The 17,356-nt window shown below is 54.0% G+C and carries 19 protein-coding genes and 2 pseudogenes; 13 read left to right on the top strand and 8 right to left on the bottom strand.

Annotation, left to right across the window (positions count from 1 at the left end):
• Position 1: 1 nt before the first annotated feature.
• Together AC2FLJ_RS15685 and AC2FLJ_RS15680 are read left to right on the top strand one after the other, a co-directional pair.
• On the top strand, positions 2–745 hold the full coding sequence (locus AC2FLJ_RS15685) for an amino acid ABC transporter ATP-binding protein (RefSeq protein WP_496699188.1): 744 nt from the start codon (positions 2–4) through the stop codon (positions 743–745).
• 10 nt (positions 746–755) lie between these two features.
• Positions 756–1,520 carry an amino acid ABC transporter permease gene (locus AC2FLJ_RS15680; RefSeq protein ID WP_496699189.1) on the top strand — a complete coding sequence of 255 codons (765 nt, stop codon included), beginning with the start codon at positions 756–758 and terminating at the stop codon, positions 1,518–1,520.
• On the opposite strand, the gene AC2FLJ_RS15675 is transcribed toward AC2FLJ_RS15680, so the two are convergent.
• Complete coding sequence (locus tag AC2FLJ_RS15675; protein ID WP_496699190.1) at positions 1,521–2,246, bottom strand: creatininase family protein; 726 nt, start codon at positions 2,244–2,246, stop codon at positions 1,521–1,523.
• Between the two features lie 41 nt (positions 2,247–2,287).
• Here AC2FLJ_RS15675 and AC2FLJ_RS15670 point away from each other — a divergent pair, with 41 nt between their 5' ends.
• Complete coding sequence (locus AC2FLJ_RS15670; protein WP_282121064.1) at positions 2,288–2,632, top strand: carboxymuconolactone decarboxylase family protein; 345 nt, start codon at positions 2,288–2,290, stop codon at positions 2,630–2,632.
• Positions 2,633–2,752: 120 nt separating this feature from the next.
• Here the strand turns inward: AC2FLJ_RS15670 and AC2FLJ_RS15665 are convergent.
• A pseudogene (locus AC2FLJ_RS15665) lies at positions 2,753–2,951 on the bottom strand (IS5/IS1182 family transposase); the annotation flags it as partial.
• Between AC2FLJ_RS15665 and AC2FLJ_RS15660 the strand changes: the two are divergent.
• A complete protein-coding gene (locus tag AC2FLJ_RS15660; RefSeq protein ID WP_282170433.1) occupies positions 2,944–3,093 on the top strand; it encodes a hypothetical protein in 150 nt (49 codons plus the stop codon). The pseudogene AC2FLJ_RS15665 and the gene AC2FLJ_RS15660 overlap by 8 nt on opposite strands.
• Before the next feature lie 387 nt (positions 3,094–3,480).
• On the opposite strand, the gene AC2FLJ_RS15655 is transcribed toward AC2FLJ_RS15660, so the two are convergent.
• Positions 3,481–4,356: a LysR substrate-binding domain-containing protein gene (locus AC2FLJ_RS15655; protein WP_282170313.1), complete on the bottom strand. Its 876-nt coding sequence runs from the start codon at positions 4,354–4,356 to the stop codon at positions 3,481–3,483.
• A gap of 121 nt (positions 4,357–4,477) precedes the next feature.
• Here AC2FLJ_RS15655 and AC2FLJ_RS15650 point away from each other — a divergent pair, with 121 nt between their 5' ends.
• The 3 genes from AC2FLJ_RS15650 (at position 4,478) to AC2FLJ_RS15640 (ending at position 7,039) form a co-directional block, all read left to right on the top strand.
• A complete protein-coding gene (locus AC2FLJ_RS15650; RefSeq protein WP_496706656.1) occupies positions 4,478–5,227 on the top strand; it encodes an SDR family oxidoreductase in 750 nt (249 codons plus the stop codon).
• A 17-nt stretch (positions 5,228–5,244) separates the two neighbouring features.
• Positions 5,245–5,634: an ectoine synthase gene (locus AC2FLJ_RS15645; protein WP_282170311.1), complete on the top strand. Its 390-nt coding sequence runs from the start codon at positions 5,245–5,247 to the stop codon at positions 5,632–5,634.
• A 178-nt stretch (positions 5,635–5,812) separates the two neighbouring features.
• On the top strand, positions 5,813–7,039 hold the full coding sequence (locus tag AC2FLJ_RS15640) for a RidA family protein (RefSeq protein WP_496706654.1): 1,227 nt from the start codon (positions 5,813–5,815) through the stop codon (positions 7,037–7,039).
• A 471-nt stretch (positions 7,040–7,510) separates the two neighbouring features.
• On the opposite strand, the gene AC2FLJ_RS15635 is transcribed toward AC2FLJ_RS15640, so the two are convergent.
• Positions 7,511–8,077 (bottom strand): recombinase family protein, encoded by a 567-nt coding sequence (locus AC2FLJ_RS15635; RefSeq protein WP_282170309.1) that lies wholly within the window; start codon positions 8,075–8,077, stop codon positions 7,511–7,513.
• A gap of 144 nt (positions 8,078–8,221) precedes the next feature.
• On the opposite strand from AC2FLJ_RS15635, the gene AC2FLJ_RS15630 reads away from it, so the two are divergent.
• From AC2FLJ_RS15630 to AC2FLJ_RS15605, 6 genes and pseudogenes are all read left to right on the top strand, one after another.
• Entirely contained in the window at positions 8,222–9,646 is a 1,425-nt protein-coding gene (locus AC2FLJ_RS15630) for an NCS1 family nucleobase:cation symporter-1 (RefSeq protein ID WP_496706651.1), read from the top strand.
• Positions 9,647–9,864: 218 nt separating this feature from the next.
• Positions 9,865–11,298 carry an NCS1 family nucleobase:cation symporter-1 gene (locus AC2FLJ_RS15625; RefSeq protein WP_496699195.1) on the top strand — a complete coding sequence of 478 codons (1,434 nt, stop codon included), beginning with the start codon at positions 9,865–9,867 and terminating at the stop codon, positions 11,296–11,298.
• A gap of 65 nt (positions 11,299–11,363) precedes the next feature.
• Positions 11,364–11,675: pseudogene (locus AC2FLJ_RS15620) on the top strand (DDE-type integrase/transposase/recombinase); the annotation flags it as partial.
• A gap of 192 nt (positions 11,676–11,867) precedes the next feature.
• Positions 11,868–12,692 (top strand): ABC transporter substrate-binding protein, encoded by an 825-nt coding sequence (locus AC2FLJ_RS15615; RefSeq protein ID WP_496699196.1) that lies wholly within the window; start codon positions 11,868–11,870, stop codon positions 12,690–12,692.
• Positions 12,693–13,553, top strand: a complete 861-nt coding sequence (locus AC2FLJ_RS15610) for an amino acid ABC transporter permease (protein WP_282121066.1) — start codon at positions 12,693–12,695, stop codon at positions 13,551–13,553.
• A complete protein-coding gene (locus AC2FLJ_RS15605; protein ID WP_282121067.1) occupies positions 13,550–14,281 on the top strand; it encodes an amino acid ABC transporter ATP-binding protein in 732 nt (243 codons plus the stop codon). Before AC2FLJ_RS15610 ends, AC2FLJ_RS15605 begins: the two co-directional genes overlap by 4 nt.
• Positions 14,282–14,961: 680 nt before the next feature.
• On the opposite strand, the gene AC2FLJ_RS15600 is transcribed toward AC2FLJ_RS15605, so the two are convergent.
• The 4 genes from AC2FLJ_RS15600 to AC2FLJ_RS15585 all read right to left on the bottom strand — a co-directional run.
• Positions 14,962–15,420: a carbohydrate binding domain-containing protein gene (locus AC2FLJ_RS15600; RefSeq protein ID WP_282170303.1), complete on the bottom strand. Its 459-nt coding sequence runs from the start codon at positions 15,418–15,420 to the stop codon at positions 14,962–14,964.
• A 6-nt stretch (positions 15,421–15,426) separates the two neighbouring features.
• Complete coding sequence (locus AC2FLJ_RS15595; protein WP_496706645.1) at positions 15,427–15,690, bottom strand: spike base protein, RCAP_Rcc01079 family; 264 nt, start codon at positions 15,688–15,690, stop codon at positions 15,427–15,429.
• A 360-nt stretch (positions 15,691–16,050) separates the two neighbouring features.
• Complete coding sequence (locus AC2FLJ_RS15590; RefSeq protein WP_496706644.1) at positions 16,051–17,046, bottom strand: hypothetical protein; 996 nt, start codon at positions 17,044–17,046, stop codon at positions 16,051–16,053.
• A 57-nt stretch (positions 17,047–17,103) separates the two neighbouring features.
• Positions 17,104–17,356, bottom strand: a 253-nt coding sequence (locus tag AC2FLJ_RS15585) for a DDE-type integrase/transposase/recombinase (RefSeq protein WP_496706642.1), incomplete at its 5' end; no start/stop codon positions are given.

Genomic DNA, 17,356 nt, shown 5'->3' with positions numbered 1-17,356 from the left:
TATGTCAGATGCATCGCCGGTCATCACAATCCGGGACTTGAATAAGTGGTACGGAGACTATCACGCGCTCAGAGACATCAATCTGGATGTCGCGCTAGGGGAAAGAATTGTTGTATGCGGACCTTCGGGTTCCGGCAAATCAACCCTCATACGATGCGTGAATTCTCTGGAGGAGCATGATTCCGGTTCGATCACGGTCGACGGGATCAAAATGACGGACAAAAAGGCCGCCGAGGAAATCCGATCCGAGGTTGGCATGGTGTTTCAGCAGTTCAACTTGTTCCCACACCTGACAATTCTTCAAAATCTGACGCTAGGACCAATCAAGGCGCGTGGCCTGTCGAAATCGGACGCGGAAGAACGCGCAATGACATATCTCGAACGGGTCCGGATTCCTGATCAGGCGCACAAACGGCCAACCGAACTTTCCGGTGGTCAACAACAACGGGTCGCCATCGCACGCTCACTTTGCATGGAGCCCAAGATCATGCTTTTTGACGAGCCCACCTCGGCGCTAGACCCCGAAATGATTTCGGAAGTGCTCGACGTGATCGTGGATCTTGCCCAAGAGGGAATGACGATGATCTGCGTTACCCACGAGATGGGATTCGCGCGCAAGGCAGCGGACCGTATGATCTTTATGGATCAGGGCGAAGTGATTGAAACAGGTACACCCGAAGATTTCTTTGAGGCACCTAAATCAGAACGTTGCAAGCTTTTCCTCAGCCAGATCCTTCAGCACTAAGGGGTATCACATGAAACGTACAACGCTTGTCGCTCTTTGTGCGCTTGTTATTCTCGCCGGTTGTAGTTCTTCGGGCAACTGGGGATGGTACGTCGTCAACCCCTCGACAGAAACGGGTCAGAACAACATCCGATTTCTTTTGTCGGGTTTCTGGTCGACGATCAGCCTGTCGTTGATTGCCGCCGTTCTATCAATGGCCATCGGGCTTCTGGTTGCCCTGCCGGGCATGTCTTCAAACCGATGGCTGCGGTTACCAAGCAGGGTCTACATTGAATTCATCCGCGCCATACCGCTCCTGCCGATGTTGTTCTGGGTATTTTATGGATTCCCGGTTGTTCTGAAATCAATCGGTATCAATATCAGCATAGACGCGTTCTGGGGCGCGATCATTACTCTGGCCATTTCGGATAGTGCCTTCACCGCCGAGATCTACCGCTCGGGCATCCAGTCGATTGACAAGGGTCAGACCGAAGCGGCAAAGACTGTTGGCCTGAATTACCGCCAGACGATGCTGTATGTAATCCTGCCGCAGGCGATCAAGCGGATTCTACCCCCGTTGGCGAACCAGTTCATCTATATCGTAAAGATGTCCGCCTTTGCCTCGGTGATCGGGATGCAGGAGTTGACGCGCCGTGCCAACGAGTTGGTCGTAACGGAATACCGACCGCTTGAGATCTATACGCTTTTGATCTTTGAGTATCTTGTTCTCGTCCTGATCATCAGCTTCTTCGTGCGCTGGCTGGAACGAAAAATGAGATCGGACGAAAGCCGCTGATCAATGAATAAAGTAGGCGAAATCCGCGGCGACGGCCCGCGCCGCGGCATCGACAAGTTCACGTCCGTGTTCTGGTCGGGCCAGTTCAGAGTAGGACCCGACGCGCCCATCGGGAAAGTCGCGCCGATGTTCATCGGGTGGCCCATGGCGATCACCCGCGTGGGCCGCGATGTACTCGGCAGAAAGCTTGCGCGGAGGACTCGTGTCTCCGGCCTGAACAACGCGATGGGTGGCCTGTGTAATCGCGACCTCGGATGGGGTGGCGTGCATACCCTCCCAGTCGCCGTAGTAGCCACGTCGGAGCTTGTTGACCCGGTCAAAGTCCCACCAGCTCCGAATTCGGATTGTCGCACTTACGTCGTGTGCCGCCTTCCGCAAGGGCTCAACGTTGGCACCGTGGCCGTTCAAAACATAGATCATCGAGAATCCATGATGGGCCAGCCCTTCCATAACCTCTCTCGCCAGATCGCAGTAGAGACCGGCGCTCAGCGAGACGGTGCCAGGAAAACTCATGTTGAACGGCGCAGGGGCGTAAGCCAGTTCGGGTGCCACTACCGCGCCGGCAATATCGGCCGCAGCCCAGGCGATCTCGCGCGCGCAAATGGCATCCGTACCGATCAGACCGATGGGCCCGTGCTGTTCGACAGACCCGGTCGGCAGAATAACTCCCTTTTGGGTCTTGAGGTATGTCTCGACCTCGGTCCAGGTCATCTCTTCCAATCGCATATTGCCAGCTAACAGAACCAGTCAAGAAAAGGAAAGACACGATGTCCTGGAGCGGATTTCTCACTGAAACAATGGGACGTATAGGCGTTTTGCAGAAACAGGCGCCGGGTATGTTCGAGGGGTTCAACTCGATGTCCAAAGCCGCCAAACGCAATGGCGCGCTGGATGAAAAGACCAAGGAACTGATCGCCCTGGGCATCGCAATCTCGACGCGTTGCGATAGCTGTATCGGGTTTCACACCAAATCGCTTGTCCGGCTCGGCACCACCCGCGAGGAGTTTTGCGAAGCATTGGAGATGATCGGCTATATGGGCGGCGGTCCTTCGATCGCCTTTGGCGCAAAAGCGCTGGAAGCGTTTGACGAGTTCACTGGCACCGGTGCTTAGGGGCCACACTGAGACAGCGTGTATCTTTTTCTGTCACCCGTCTGAGCTGTTGATCCACAGAACAGCACCTGCGACGGGATTTGTTGCAAACTTTGGATCATTGATCTTCATGGCGTTAGGTCATGTTGACAAATGGCGAGGCCAGAGGCGGATCGTCGGATATCGATGAATCTTAGGAAACTTTCCGCAGTCTTATCGCAGCGGGTTGCGACACGCCAGCGTTCTTAAGCTTGTTGAAGCATCGTTCGACCAGGTTGCGCAGACGATACAGTGAGCGGTCCACGCCGACGCGCATTTTCCGGATTTTCCGCATGGGTATCTATGGACATGTTAACGGCACGATCTGGATTGCTGAGGATGAGTTGGGACCATTTCTCGTTTATGAGGATGCAGTTGCCACCGAAGGTCCGTTCGAATTGATTCTTACCGAATATGCTAGGACCGAAGCCAACGGCAACTAAGCTGAGCCTGCCGCCTCGCTCCGTCATTTACGTGCCGGAGCGACACGATAAAATCTCCATCATTTTTGAGGGAGTTTGGCCAAAGAAATCACCCGGTCGAATTCAGCACCCAAGCAAGGTTGTTCCCCCTTTGAATCTCCGCAGACACCCAAGTTCAGCTAAGCGCACCACCGCACCGACTAGCGCACCACGCAGCATTAGGTAAGTTTCAGCCCTAAGTAGACTTCCAAGGACATACGTCCATACTGCAGTTGCAGCCCGCTTTCCAGGTATTCGCTACAATCGCAATAACTCGATCTTTTAGAATACATGGATCGCGGACGATCCGGACCTATGCAGAGCGCGAGCCAATGACCGCTTTCCCGGGCTTCAATTGAAACCCAGAGCTCAAATCGACATGAGCCACTTCTTGAAAATTCTCACCGTGACCCGCTCCTGATCGCCGGGGCGGCAGACGAAGTAGAGCCCACGATCCAATGGAACACGGCTTTTATCAAGGCGGATCAACCGTCCAAGTTTCAAGTCCCTTTCCGCCAAGAGATGCCTTGCTAGTGCCACGCCCTGCCCGTCAATCGCGACCTCCAAAAGAACAGCGCTGTCCACGTACTTGATGCTCTGCGCGTTGATCCGATTGGCATTCAAACCAACTTGCGCAGCCCAGCTTTCCCATCCGACGTTGAAGGCGTCGTGCAATAGCGGGAGGTCAGCCACATCCTGGGCGCGCATTGGCAATCGGGCTTTCTCAACAAGAGACGGCGCGGCCACGACAATCAATTCCTCTTGTCTTATCTGTTCATGATATAGCCTGTCCCAGCCTGGTTGCCCAAAACGCAAAGCGACATCGACCTCGGAGGATTCGAAATCCGCAAAGGTATCGTTTGTGTCCAACAACAATGCGATACCCGGATGTTCTTGCTGAAACGAGCTTAGCAACGGAACAAGCCATTTGAGCGCCAGCGATGTGGACAGCGACACCGTAATCGACTGGCGGTGATGCAATCGCTTCACCTCCATCACGCCCAGCTGCAACGCCGAAAACGCCCCACGAGTTGATTGATGCAGGCGTTCTCCGGCTTTCGTCAGTTCAACGCCATTGGGGCGGCGGTGAAAGAGCGTCACACCAAGATGCAGTTCCAGCAGCTTGATTTGCCGACTGATCGCGCCATGAGTGACGTTGAGCACATCCGCCGCCTTGGTCAGGCTGGAGTGGGTTGCGGTTTCGTCAAAGGCCTGAAGGGCACGAAGGTGTCTGAGGTTTTCCACGATGTGAGAAAATCTAACATCAATGTTCATGAAACTCGATAGGTTTACCTAATTCCAAGAAAATACACTGCTTTCAGCACAAAAATTCTCACATACTCTGCATCTAGAGAAAGGAGACACCATGCCTGAAATCAAAGTCGCGCTGATGACAGGAACGGGACAAGGCATTGGCCGGGGCTGCGCCGTTGAGATGGCGAAGGCAGGTTACAAAGTTTCGCTGATGCCTCCGTCCAATCGCTCGGTCGAACTGGCGGAAGAGCTTGGAGGCATTGGCCGCCGCGGCTCTGTTTTGGATATTGATGATCTGCAAGCGATGATCGACGACACCATGAGCAAATATGGACGAATTGATGCAATCGTCAGCAATATGGGCCACGGTGGCTCGGTGCCAGAAGCCATAAAGACGGTAGGGTTTGATCCCGACTTTGACGGGCCGCTTTTGGAACTCAGCGACGAGTTGTGGCACGAAAGCCTGGACATGTATGTGCTGAACGTCGTCAAGATTGCCCGTATCGTCACACCCTTACTGATCGCACAGGGCGGCGGTGCTTTCGTAAACATCTCGTCCATGAACACAATCGAGCCGCGAGCCCCTTATCCGATGAGCATGTTGCGCGGTGCCCTGCATAGTTTCTCAAAGCTTTATGGGGATCGTTATGCACGGCATAACATTCGCATGAACAACCTGCTCCCCGGATTCTGCGAAAACGTAAACCTGTCTGAGCGGGCACGCCGGGAAATCCCTGCTCAGCGGCCGGCAACATTTGAGGAAATTGGGCAAGCTTGCGTGTTTCTTGCCAGCGATGGCGCCCGGTATATTAATGGCCAGAGCATACTGTCTGACGGCGGGATGAACCGGGCGGTACGATAGCAAAGAGGCGGGGAAGTATGATTGTTACAGCACTCAGTGAAACCCTTGGAACAGATCGCGATGTTTCTGGTCCGGGCTGGAACAGCAGAAGGTTATTGCTGGCGTCTGATGGAATGGGTTTTTCGCTCACGGATACGGTCATCAAAAACGGTGCCGAGCTTGAGCTTGAGTACACGCACCATTTAGAGGCGTGCTACTGTATCGAAGGAAAGGGGCAGATCAGAGCGTCAGGTGAAGAAACATGGCATTCCCTTGAACCATTTACCCTCTATGCCTTGGACCAACATGACCGACATTTGGTGCGTGCAACAGAGGCTGATCTGCGACTTGTCTGCGTCTTCAATCCGCCGCTCAGCGGGCGTGAAGTACATCGCGAAGATGGAAGCTATGCCTCAATAGCATCCTGATGAAGGTGGTGATGTTTACGTAATCCGATCGTTCACGCAGCGCGCAGCATCGGTCGACATGGGCTCAAACTGCACAATTGTGCTATCGTCACATGCGTGCTTCACAAACCACTGGCCAGACCCTCGGCCTCATGATTACTTGCGTTCTTACAGGCATCAAACAGCCAGGAACCGCCCAATGACCAGGCAATACAGCTTTCCCGAGGGACATTGGAATTGGCCAATAAAGCTGACTCACCACCACGCAGTGCGTGCGGGTGACATGATCTTTACTGGCGGGCAAGTGGATTTGGATACCCAGGGAACCGTACGCAACATCGGCGATCTGGATGCGCAGGTGCGTAATTCGATGGCCTATATGCAGGATCTTCTGACTGACCTTGGCGTGGGTTTCACCGATCTGGTGCGGTTGGTTGTCTATTATGTCGGTGACGCGAGTGATGAGGCCCGGATGCTGAACCTTCTGGTCGACATCATCGGAAATGAAGTCAAACCCGTGGTTAATCTGATCAACCTGCCTGAACTCTGTTACCCTGACATGCTGTGCGAAATTGAAGGCGTCGCCATGCGCGCGCCTGATGGCAGCGCTCTGCCCCGTCAGAATTACCATCTCGATGCCCAATCACCCCTGCCTAAAGCCTTCTCGCATGTGGTGAAATGCGCCGACATGATCTTTACCGGTGACATGACCGCCCGCTCCGCCGACGGATCAGTCACCCATCCCGGCGATATCGTGGCGCAAACCCGATTGATGATGGAGCGTCTCTCCCAAGCACTTCAGGCCGCAGGCGCAGGGATGCAGGATGTGGTCAAGGTCAACACGTTCTATCTTGGCGACGGCACAGCAGAAGATTGGGAAGTTTCGGCCTGCATCCGCGCCGATTATTTCCCTAATCCCGGTCCGGCGCCCACCGGCATTCCTGTGCCGTCCTTTCCCCATGACGGGCTGACGACACGAATCGCTGCTACAGCCTGCGACCCGGGAGCGCACCACATCCGTCATGCCTGGCCTGACGGGCACTGGAATTGGACCACTGCACTGCCTTACAAACACGGAATCGGCTCCGGCCAATTAATCCATGTGGGCGGCCAGGTGGCACTGGATAAGCAAGCAAAGGTTCTGGAACCTGGCGACATGGTCGCCCAAACCCGTATCGCAATGGAGAATGTGGCTCGCGTATTGGATGAATTCGGCGCTACTCTGGACGATGTGGTCAAAGTCACCACCTTCTATCAAGGCAGCGCTTCGGCCGAAGCGCTACACGAAAACCTTCTGATCCGATCCAATTCCTACATCGCACCTGGCCCAGCCACGACAGGCATTCCGGTGCCCAATCTGGTCTACGAAGACATGGTGATTGAGATAGAGGTGATCGCGATGCTTGAGCACCATAAGGATGCGTGAATACACGTCAATCTTTCCTAGATGTGGCCGGCCCCTTCCGGACATAGAACACCTAGGCAAGTTTTTGCGGTCGCAGCCCGCTTTGATGTCATTCGCTGCAAGCGCATAATTTACCTGCTATCGAATTTAGACATCGCGGGATTTTGCCGCCGATTCATTTCGGGTGCTTGCTGACGCAGTATCCGCGCGTAGTTGCGGCATTTTTGTTTTTGCGGCGCAGCGCGTGTCGTCGATCTGGTCATTCGCTGATGTCGAATTGAACGGAAACGAAACTGCAAATTCAACGCAGCCTGGTCAGAAAAGTAAGACACGTAACCAAATGAGAATTCGCCGCGCTTGTGCTAATGGCTGTCTGTGGAAAAAATGGTCGTTATCATTCCTGGCTAATTTGGCTGTTCCCTTGGAGACGGATTGTGGTCAACTGTCTTTCAACTTCGTCATCAAATTATCAGTGAAAAATTGAAATAAAAGTTAACCCGTTTCAGGCAGCATGTTCTTAAGTCGCGAAATTGTTGATCTGCTTACGCCCAGCATCCTTCCGATTTCTGCGGCAGTTTTGCCCATAGACAGCAGGGAAAGTGCCTCTTCGCGCTCCGTTGCAGTCAGTTTCTTGGGACGCCCTTTGCTCAGGCCGAAGGATCTGGGTCGGTCTTCGACAGTACGGCTTTCCAGATCGGCCAGCCCGAGTTCATAGTCGATGACGCCGGACAACACATCCAGAACTGTTTCCGCCCGTCCGCCTTCAGTGTTGATCCAAGGCTCGGACATAGATCGGAAAGCAGCTCCCTTTTCATGAACTTGCCGCAACAGGTTGACCAGTTCAGCGATGGAGTCGGCAATCGCAGATAGGCGCGAAACCACGATTACATCACCAGCGGACACATCCGCCAGAAAAGTTTCCAGTGTTTCTCCCCGGTCATTGCCGTCTTGTGTGGTATCACTCCAGATACGATCACATCCCTGGCGCTTCAGCTCGCTTAGTTGAACTTCACTTCGATACCATTTCGATGATACCCGCGCATATCCGATTTTTACCATTCTAAATCAATCTCGTAGAATTGGATCCACAGTAAGTTCTTGACTTATGCACGCAATTATGAACGTTTATTTGCACGCAGTTCTGCACGAATATAACGCTGAACCTGTGCAATGACAATCGCCTTAGCGAGTGACCGGGACTCAATGCAGCATTCTTTTACAGAAGCGCCCAGAGATGCCAGCCTTTACAATGAGGATCTGGCGCCGGTGCCTGTTGGAAAGCGCGATTGGGGTTGGTTTGAGTTGTTCAATGTCTGGGCCAATGATGTGCAATCACTGTTCGGATACACGTTGGCCGCCTCACTGTTTCTGACTTATGGGCTGAACGGCTGGACTGTGTTTGCGGGCATTGTTTTGGCCGGGTTCATCGTCATGGGACTGGTCAACCTGATCGGCAAGCCGAGTGTCAGATACGGCATTCCTTTCCCGGTCATGGCCCGCGCAAGTATGGGTGTGCGAGGGGCAAACTTCCCAGCTTTAATCCGCGCCGTGGTGGCAATCTTCTGGTATGGCGTTCAAACCTATTTCGCTTCAACCGCACTTGCACTTGCCATGGTCGCGTTGATCGGCACTCAGGGACCACCCGTCTTTCTTGGCCTCAGTGCTATTGAATGGATTGCCTTTCTGGCGGTTTGGTCCTTTCAGATTGCCCTGTTCTGGAACGGGATAGATCCGATTGTGGGTTTCCTCAACTTTGCAGGGCCATTCGTCTATGCGGTGATGGTGGCGCTGGCCGTCATGATCTGGATTGAGGCTGGTAACGACCTGTGGCGCGAGCTTGGAACCATCTTTCGTGGAACCGGCAGTTATCAAGGCAGTCAGTTAGGTGCATTTGCGGCGGTGGTCGGAACGATGATCGCCTATTTTTCGGCTGTGGTGATCAATTTCGGTGATTTTTCGCGGTTCGTGCGCTCGGAACATGAAATGCGCAAAGGCAACCTGCTAGGCTTGCCGATCAATATCGCCTTCTTTTCTCTGATTGCTCTGATCGTCACAGCAGGAACCGTCGCGATCTGGGGCGAAGCGCTGACCAATCCCACGGCAATCATCGCGCGGATCGATTCTTTACCGTTGACGCTCTTGGCTGCGGCAACCTTCTTCGCCGCCACAGTTGGGATCAACCTTGTGGCAAACTTTATCCCACCTGCTTATGACCTTGCCAACCTGATGCCCAGCCGGATTAACTTCCGGGTCGCCGGCATCATCACTTCGGCCTATGCGCTGGTGATAGGCGGTTTATGGGTTTCGACCATCAGCCAGATCGGCATTCTGGGTTTTGTGAATACGCTTGGGGCCGTTCTGGCCCCAGTCTACGGCATCATCATCGCCGATTTTTATCTGGTGAAATCTGGCAATCTGGATGTTGATCAGCTGTTCTCGGCTGCGCGGGATGGTCCTTACTTTTACAGCAATGGCTGGAACATGGCGGCAATCGTGTCATTCATCCTTCCGGCCATATTTTCCGTTCTCACAGTCTGGGTCCCAATGCTGAGCACACTTTCGGGCTTTGCATGGGTGATCGGCGCAGGATTCGGAGGTGTGTTCTACTGGGCAATTGCAAAGCGTTGACTGGCTGAGACTTTAGCCAATTCGATGCCCGAGGGCAGAGAAGCCGATCACCGCTACGCGTGGTCGGACAGGGAAGGTTTGTCCCGGACAAAAGCTGAAATGGGATTGAACGTCGCAACCCTGCGACTGCAACGGTTCGGGTGGGATGCCTGAAGCGAAGGGCGACTTTTGTCGCAAACTCCGGGGGGCTTACCCCCGTATCAAAACGGGAGGAAATAATGGTAACTACAGCAACCTCTGTCGAAAGCGCAGGTACAACAGATCCGGAAGGCGATACGCTTAATCCGGTATCGCCCAATGAAAAAACATGGGGCGCATTTGCGATCTTCAACATCTGGGCCAACGATGTTCAATCATTGTTTGGGTATTCACTTGTCGCGTCGCTGTTCATTTCATACGGCGTTGGCGGTTGGACCGCCTTTCTGGCGCTTATTGTGGCCGGGCTGTTCGTCATGTGGATGGTGAATCTGTCTGGTGCACCAGGCGAGAAATACGGCATTCCCTACCCGGTTCTGGCGCGCGCCAGTATGGGTACGGCTGGGTCCAAGCTCCCGGCGGTGTTAAGGGCCACAGTCGCGGTGTTCTGGTACGGCGTTCAGGTCTATTTCGCCTCAACCGCCCTGTCACTTCTGATCCGTTCGATCACCGGCGCGGATGGCGGGGCCGAGATGCTAGGCCTGACTGGTATCGACTGGTTCGCCTTCTTCATCGTCTGGGTGTTTCACATCGTCATTTTCTGGCGCGGTATGGGCTGGGTCGAAACGTTCCTCAACTTCGCTGGGCCTTTCGTTTATGCGGTAATGATCGGCCTTGTGATTGTTCTCTGGCAGCGCTCAGACGGGCAGCTTCTGAGCGCAACGGCAACGATCTTCGCCAATCCCGAAGGCACGTTCGGATCTGAGGTCAAAGGCTTTATCGCGATCTTCGGCACCATGGTTGCCTACTTCTCGGCTGTGATGATCAACTTCTCGGACTTCTCGCGCTATTCACGAGACAAGGCATCTATGAAGGCGGGTAATCTAGCTGGTTTGCCGTTGAACATGATCCTGTTCTCGGCCTTGGCGCTGCTGACAACCGGTGGTGCAGCCGTAGTCTTCGGTGAGGAGATCATCAACCCGACCGAGATCGTTGAAAAAACCGATAGCGTTCTGCTGGGCATTATCGCCGCCATCACTTTCTTCGCCGCTACGGTAGGTATCAATCTTGTCGCGAACTTCATCCCTGCGGTGAACGGCATCGCCAACCTTGCACCTGGGAAAATCAGCTTCCGTCAGGCAGGCCTGGCCACATCAGTCTTTGCACTGGTCATCGGTGGCCTGTGGACGGCCATAATCTCGAATATCGGCATCGCTGGGTTCGTGAATACACTGGGTGCAACACTGGCTCCGATCTTCGGAATCATGATTGTCGACTATTACATGATCCGCAAAGAAGAGCTGAACAGGGATGACCTCTACAACATGCAAGGGGGCGAGTACCACTATGGCAATGGCTGGAACGACTCGGCTCTGATTGCCTTCGGCGTCGCCTCGGTGTTTTCGGTCGCCACGGTCTGGGTCCCGGCCCTTGGCATACTGTCAGGCTACGCCTGGATCATCGGTGCAATCCTTGGCGGCGTTATCTATAAAGCCATGGCAAAGAAGAATGCTTAAGCATTTGGTAAGAGGTGGTGGGCAGTGCGCTGCCCGCCACAACATCCCCTGAAAGTATTTTTTATCGCTTACTCGTTACAGACAAGCTTCGGTCTTACGCCGCCGCAATAGCTGAGATTGCACCGGGGATCGAGCATCGCCAGAACAAGGGCTTGAACAACCGAGCCGAAGCCTCGCATCAACACACCCGCCAGCAGGAGAAGATCATGGGGCGGTTCAAGTCACCCGGACAGGCGCAGAGATTTCTGGCGCCTCACGACCAAATCGCCGCATTGTTCCGCCCAAAATGCCACCGCCTTTCTGCCAGTTCTTATCGTCACGCCCGAGCTGATGCTTTTGATATTTGGCAAAATTACACGCGCGAACTGAACCCCTGAACGCCACTCAGATAGCCCTGTGCTGCAAACCACGAACAACCTGACAAAGCCGCTGCGACATATTTGTGTTGGTTCTATTGCAAAGGTCCTGACGAACGAAGAAAACCCGACATCACACTGCGGGATCAAACACCTAGACAAATCCCCCTGCGCATAAGAACCTGTGACCAAACAAAAACAGGGAGAAGATTGATGAAACTGATTGCTGGCCCAGTTCTGGCCTTACTTTTCTCGACGACCTCAGTGCTTGCTGCGGGCGATGGGACCTGCGCCAAAGGCAAGACCCTGACAGAAGGCACCCTGACAATCGCAACAGGTAATCCGGCCTACTATCCTTGGGTTATGAATGACGCGCCCGAAAGCGGCGAAGGATTCGAAGCCGCCGTTGCTTATGCAATCGCCGAAAAAATGGGCTTCGACCAGAACAATGTCACCTGGGTTCGTACAAGTTTTGACGAGGCGATTCAGCCCGGCGCTAAGAACTTTGACTTCAACATGCAGCAGTACTCGATCACTCCCGAACGGGAAGAAATGGTTGATTTCAGCCTGCCCTATTACACCTCGGCCATGGCGGTTCTGACCACCCAGAACGTTGTCGATTCCGGCGCAGAAGCGACGTTGGACGGCCTCAAGGAATTGAAGTGGGGCGCTGTGGCCACGACGACAGCGATCCCGATGCTGAACGACGTGATCCAGCCGTCTAGTGAACCGCTGCTTTACAACGACAATGCTGATGTGAATGCGGCCATCATGGCTGGCCAGATCGATGCCGCAATTTATGACCTGCCTACGGCACTCTATCTGTCGGCTGTCGTGGTCGAAAACGGTGCTTTGCTTGGTCAGTTCCCTGCGGGGCAATCCGAAAGTCCTGATCAGTTCGGCGTTTTGATGGAAGAGGGCAATGCGTTGAAGGACTGCGTCAACACGGCCATCACAGAACTGACCGAAAGCGGCGAGCTTGCCGCGATTGAAACCCAATGGCTGTCCGAGGCTACAGGTGTACCGGTCATCGAATAGATGGAAGAAACGTCATTGCAAAAAGACTCGGTTGAGCGCCCTGCCGCGACGCCCACGCGTCGCGAGGTTTATGAAGCTGAGGTACGGCGTCGCTCAAATCGCATCGCGCTGATTTCAGTGGTCAGCGTGGCTCTTGCCATCGTCGTCCTCGTCCCGCTCGCCCCCGGTTGGGAGGCCGTACAACGCTCGTTTTTTAACGGCCGGGTCTTCGCCGAGACGTTTCCCGGATTGCTCGAAGCCTTTCTGATGAACGTGATGATATTCGCGTGGTCTGCACCGCTTATCGCGATCACGGGTCTGGTTATCGCGCTGTGTCGGGACACGCGCGCACCAGCACTTTTTCCGCTGCGGCTGTTCGGCATTGCATATACGGACATCTTCCGTGGCCTGCCAGTGGTTCTTGTTATTTACATTATTGGCTTTGGCGTGCCCGGGTTGGGCCTGCCGAGGCCCTGGAACAGCCCCTACATTTGGGGCACGCTGGCGCTGGTTTTGGTCTATTCGGCCTATGTGGCCGAAGTGATCCGCTCGGGCATTGACTCTATCCATCAGTCGCAGCGATCCGCCGCGGCCTCGCTGGGGCTAAGTGATCAGGACGCCATGCGCTATGTGGTCCTGCCGCAGGCCATACGAAACGTCGTTCCTGCAAATATGAACCTGTTCATCGCTTTGCAGAAGGACGTGGCGCTTTTGTCCTTTATCGGCCCGGTTGAGATTTTCCGTCAGGCTGGTGTTTACAAATCGCTCTATGCCAATTTTACGCCTTATGTGGGCGCAGCGCTTATCTTTCTTGCGCTGACCATACCAGCAACGCGGTATGCGGACTACCTTATGAACAAGCAGAACAGGGCCCGTACATGACAGCGAAGTTATCCTTGCGCGGGGTGCGGAAACGGTTCGATGATCACGAGGTATGCAAGGGCATTGACCTGGATGTAGCTGAGGGCGAGATGGTGTGCCTGATTGGCGCCTCAGGCTCTGGCAAATCCACACTCTTGCGCTGCATGAACCTGCTTGAACCCATCGATGACGGCGAGATCTGGCTGGACGGGAAAGACATCTCTGAACCGGGACTGGACCCACAGCCGGTGCGTCAACAGATCGGCATAGTCTTCCAAAGCTACAACCTCTTTCCTCACATGACAGCGGCAGAGAACGTAATGCTCGCGCCACGTCGTGTACGCGGGCTGAGCAGAGACGACCTGCGCCCGCGGGTGACCCAGCTTTTCACGCGCTTTGGGTTGGGCGACCGGATGGAGCACTATCCAGACCAGCTATCGGGCGGCCAGCAGCAGCGAGTGGCTATCATCCGTGCGCTGGCGATGGAACCGCAGATCATGCTGTTTGACGAGATTACAAGCGCACTGGATCCCGAACTGGTAGGCGAGGTTCTGGACGTGCTGAGGGACCTGCGAAAGCAGGGTATGACCATGGTACTAGCCACCCACGAAATGGGTTTTGCACGTGAGCTGGCAGACAAAGTGTGTTTCCTTGATGCCGGACGCATCCTGGAACAGGGCCCGCCCGAGGTGCTCTTTTCCCAACCACACGAACCACGCACCAAGGCATTCCTTTCACGCGTGCTGTGATGCCCAAACGGGTTCTGTTGCGAAGTACTAACTGACCACAGCGATAGCTTAGTACCGGCGAGTTAAGCGGCCAACTCCGCGAACTGTTTGAAAGGACAGGTTTCGGATCATGTCGACCATCTCGATCTGGATTGGGTATCCAAGGCCCCTCAGCATCTTGTTTGTGGAATTGGTGCCAGCTGTGTTGGTACTGCTTTTGTCGACAACAAATTTGCGTGGTAGGCCGTTCATATCTAAGGAGCGGGAGAAGAACTTCGTCGCGATGGCCTTGTTCCGGCGCTTTGACGGCATGAAGTCACCAGTCTTACCGTTTTGCTGATGGCCCGATAAAGGCAAAGGGCATTGTCCACTCAAAAGGTGAAACGATACTGGCCTTTTACAGCACCGCGAAATTTACGAACACAAATTGTGGACAACTTCCAAAAATAAAGGGCCCGACCACATGGGTCGGGCGACTGCAGGTCTGTCAGGACTTGGTTCACAATGGACGTAGGCGAACCAGCCTAGGGTCACAATACGCATCGACACTGTAGCCTTATCTGCTGGCAGCAGGGTTAGATCTTGCGTACCAGGCCGGGGCGATCTAGCAAAAACCCTTGGACATCGGTAACCCACCGTCTGTGGTTGTGATTTTCATCGTCGTGGCGCTAGCCGCCTATTTGTTGTCAGTGCTGACGTGACTAGACCGGCTCAATCTTGATGTTGTCCAGCCAGTAGTCGCCAAGCCCCCGAGTGTTGTTGAACAGCAGGACGTCATCTTCCGCGCGTGCGGTAAAATTTGCCTCAAAAGTACCGGATTGCCCGGCCTCGACACTGAGAACGACGAGGGAACCGGTTGTGCTGACAGTGTTGTTGATACGAGCTGTGACGGTGCCATTGCTAGCGGATGCGTCGATATCAGCGGTTAACCGGTATTGCTGACCCTGTACCAGAGCGCTGACGTCCTGAGAAACCCTGATTGCCGCCGCCCCAGCAATGACACGCAGTCTTCCGGCTTCTATTGCAAGTGTAGTTGAACTGAATGGTGCCCAGCCAGTTGTTTCCGCTTCGAAGCTGCCGTTAGCCACCAGATTCAGTGACGCGGTGCCATGCCGCGACCGCGCGGCCAGTGATGTGATTGAAAGCCCTAGACTGATCATATCAGATCACCAGAGAGCCAAAATGCTGCTTGCTGAGTTACCGGTCGCGTGAATCCGAGTAAACCGCCCAGGCAGAAGAGTACCGTTTGGGACGTTTTCATAGACTTCCGTCTCACCAAAAATCGTGGTTGCTGTGATATTGCCGCCATTTCCGACCCACAGCGCCCGAGTAGCGTTGGGGAGATCAACGGTATCGCTTGGGAAGACTGCGGCGTGATGTTCCTGAGGGCTATCCAGACCGGCGCGGAGATCTGCGAAATCGTCTGCCATTAGTTTTCTCCTTGGATGATTTGTGCGCCCGACCCGACGGGCTTATCTTCATTTCGAATGCGTAAGTTACTTCACGCACTTTGCAAAAAGTGTTTCCACCGCGTCCCCGCAGCTCAGAAATTCTTTACGATCCTGCGCCTACAAGATTTCAACGTGGCCGCCAGTGACCCAACCGCCAAAGAGTACGACCGGATCAGCGCAAGAGCCACCTTGCTTCACGACGGGCGATGAGCCAACGCACCTTTTCAGGGCTCAGGCAATGCTCCAGAACAGGGCGCGCGTTGGCCTATTCCTCTTGCTAGACAACCTAGCGGACGCGAACTTGTGTTTTCGATTTTCATGAACCACTTTAGTAAAGACTCAAATCTTGAATCTTCTAGCCGCATAAAATGGAGCCATTAAAGCAAGAACAACAATGATTTTTGGCACGTTGTCGAATAGTGATAATCCAACGTTGAAGAGCCATGTAAATAGGTAAATCTGAAAACAGATTGAGAGCTGGCTTCGGGTTCTGTTGAACCGCGTGGTCATAACGCCCGCAAGCGAACCAAAAACAACGGCCCCAAAGACAAGGCCCACCCATCCTCCAACCATCCAGAACGTGCCGGGCACAGTCGCAGGGAAACCAACGCCCTTTGCAAGAACCTCCGGAAAGAACTCTGACATAAAAGCGGTACGCGGTCCGTTCAGCATATAGGAGATCGACTGTGGGAAAGGGTCAATATTGTAGATCAGGAAAAAGTTGTGAAAGCCATCAAAATTACGCTTCGCAACGAAAACGTCTTCCAACAAAGATCCTGGGGCACTTATCCTTAGCAGGGCGTCGGTGCCAAACCCGTAATAGTATGATAATAGCGGGTCGATCATTGAAGCGGCAAGGAACACGACGACACCCAAACCGATCAGCTTACCGAGATGCATTGTTCCGTGCTGCGTTATCTTCCAGGTCGCAAATAACGACAAAAGTGGCCAAACCACGCGACCGCGTCCTCCGAGAACCACCAAAGCACCGACAAAAAGCAAGGTAAGAACGCAAAACCAGAGAATTTTCCCGCGGTTGAGCATGTGTAGAGCAAGCGCCAGATAGCCAAGAATTGCTCCGTACGAGCCAGCAAATATCAGCTGCCCATAAGCTGTTGACACTAGGCCACTGCGTGTGGCCCCGGAGAAGGCCTGCCCAAGAAGATAGGCACAAAACAACCCAATCACAAAAGAAACCCAGGCGACCGAGACTTCCTTTTGGTTGGGCGGCAGAAACTGCAAACTGCGTTGCGTGGCTGGATGCAAGCGCCGCGTGACATAGAGGATGGCCAACGTCAGGCCGATGAAAAAGGTGACGACGAACAGGGTGTTCAATACGGTTCTGTCGCAAACTTTTTAGATGGCAAAGCATCAGTGGATTTGGCGAGCAGTTTATCCCGCCATTTGGATGAACTGCTGAAACGGACGGAGTCCGGGCGTGAATTGACCTTTGCGGATCATGTTGACCAGTTCTATGCCTGCCAGGACAGATGCGGCTGAAGCGAAGGATTTGAACCCCAGCATGGGTCTGATCCTTCGTTTGATAAATCGGTGATCCTGTTCAATGTTGTTATTGAGGTATTTGCGCCTGACCATCTCGATCGGGATTGGACAACCAAAGCTCTTGAGCATTTTGTTGATCGCC

It is taken from the genome of Ruegeria sp. CDSA034, from assembly GCF_059612275.1.
The sequence above is the reverse complement of the archived record's forward strand: the minus strand, read 5'-3'. Positions and strand labels throughout refer to the sequence as shown.

Coding starts and splice junctions, on each gene's coding strand:
- AC2FLJ_RS15675 (WP_496699190.1), bottom strand. CDS start 2,246: ATGCGATTGGAAGAGATGACCTGGACCGAGGTCGAGACATACCTCAAG.
- AC2FLJ_RS15680 (WP_496699189.1), top strand. CDS start 756: ATGAAACGTACAACGCTTGTCGCTCTTTGTGCGCTTGTTATTCTCGCC.
- AC2FLJ_RS15640 (WP_496706654.1), top strand. CDS start 5,813: ATGACCAGGCAATACAGCTTTCCCGAGGGACATTGGAATTGGCCAATA.
- AC2FLJ_RS15595 (WP_496706645.1), bottom strand. CDS start 15,690: ATGGCAGACGATTTCGCAGATCTCCGCGCCGGTCTGGATAGCCCTCAG.
- AC2FLJ_RS15600 (WP_282170303.1), bottom strand. CDS start 15,420: ATGATCAGTCTAGGGCTTTCAATCACATCACTGGCCGCGCGGTCGCGG.
- AC2FLJ_RS15685 (WP_496699188.1), top strand. CDS start 2: ATGTCAGATGCATCGCCGGTCATCACAATCCGGGACTTGAATAAGTGG.
- AC2FLJ_RS15650 (WP_496706656.1), top strand. CDS start 4,478: ATGCCTGAAATCAAAGTCGCGCTGATGACAGGAACGGGACAAGGCATT.
- AC2FLJ_RS15630 (WP_496706651.1), top strand. CDS start 8,222: ATGCAGCATTCTTTTACAGAAGCGCCCAGAGATGCCAGCCTTTACAAT.
- AC2FLJ_RS15625 (WP_496699195.1), top strand. CDS start 9,865: ATGGTAACTACAGCAACCTCTGTCGAAAGCGCAGGTACAACAGATCCG.
- AC2FLJ_RS15615 (WP_496699196.1), top strand. CDS start 11,868: ATGAAACTGATTGCTGGCCCAGTTCTGGCCTTACTTTTCTCGACGACC.
- AC2FLJ_RS15670 (WP_282121064.1), top strand. CDS start 2,288: ATGTCCTGGAGCGGATTTCTCACTGAAACAATGGGACGTATAGGCGTT.
- AC2FLJ_RS15635 (WP_282170309.1), bottom strand. CDS start 8,077: ATGGTAAAAATCGGATATGCGCGGGTATCATCGAAATGGTATCGAAGT.
- AC2FLJ_RS15660 (WP_282170433.1), top strand. CDS start 2,944: ATGGGTATCTATGGACATGTTAACGGCACGATCTGGATTGCTGAGGAT.
- AC2FLJ_RS15610 (WP_282121066.1), top strand. CDS start 12,693: ATGGAAGAAACGTCATTGCAAAAAGACTCGGTTGAGCGCCCTGCCGCG.
- AC2FLJ_RS15605 (WP_282121067.1), top strand. CDS start 13,550: ATGACAGCGAAGTTATCCTTGCGCGGGGTGCGGAAACGGTTCGATGAT.
- AC2FLJ_RS15645 (WP_282170311.1), top strand. CDS start 5,245: ATGATTGTTACAGCACTCAGTGAAACCCTTGGAACAGATCGCGATGTT.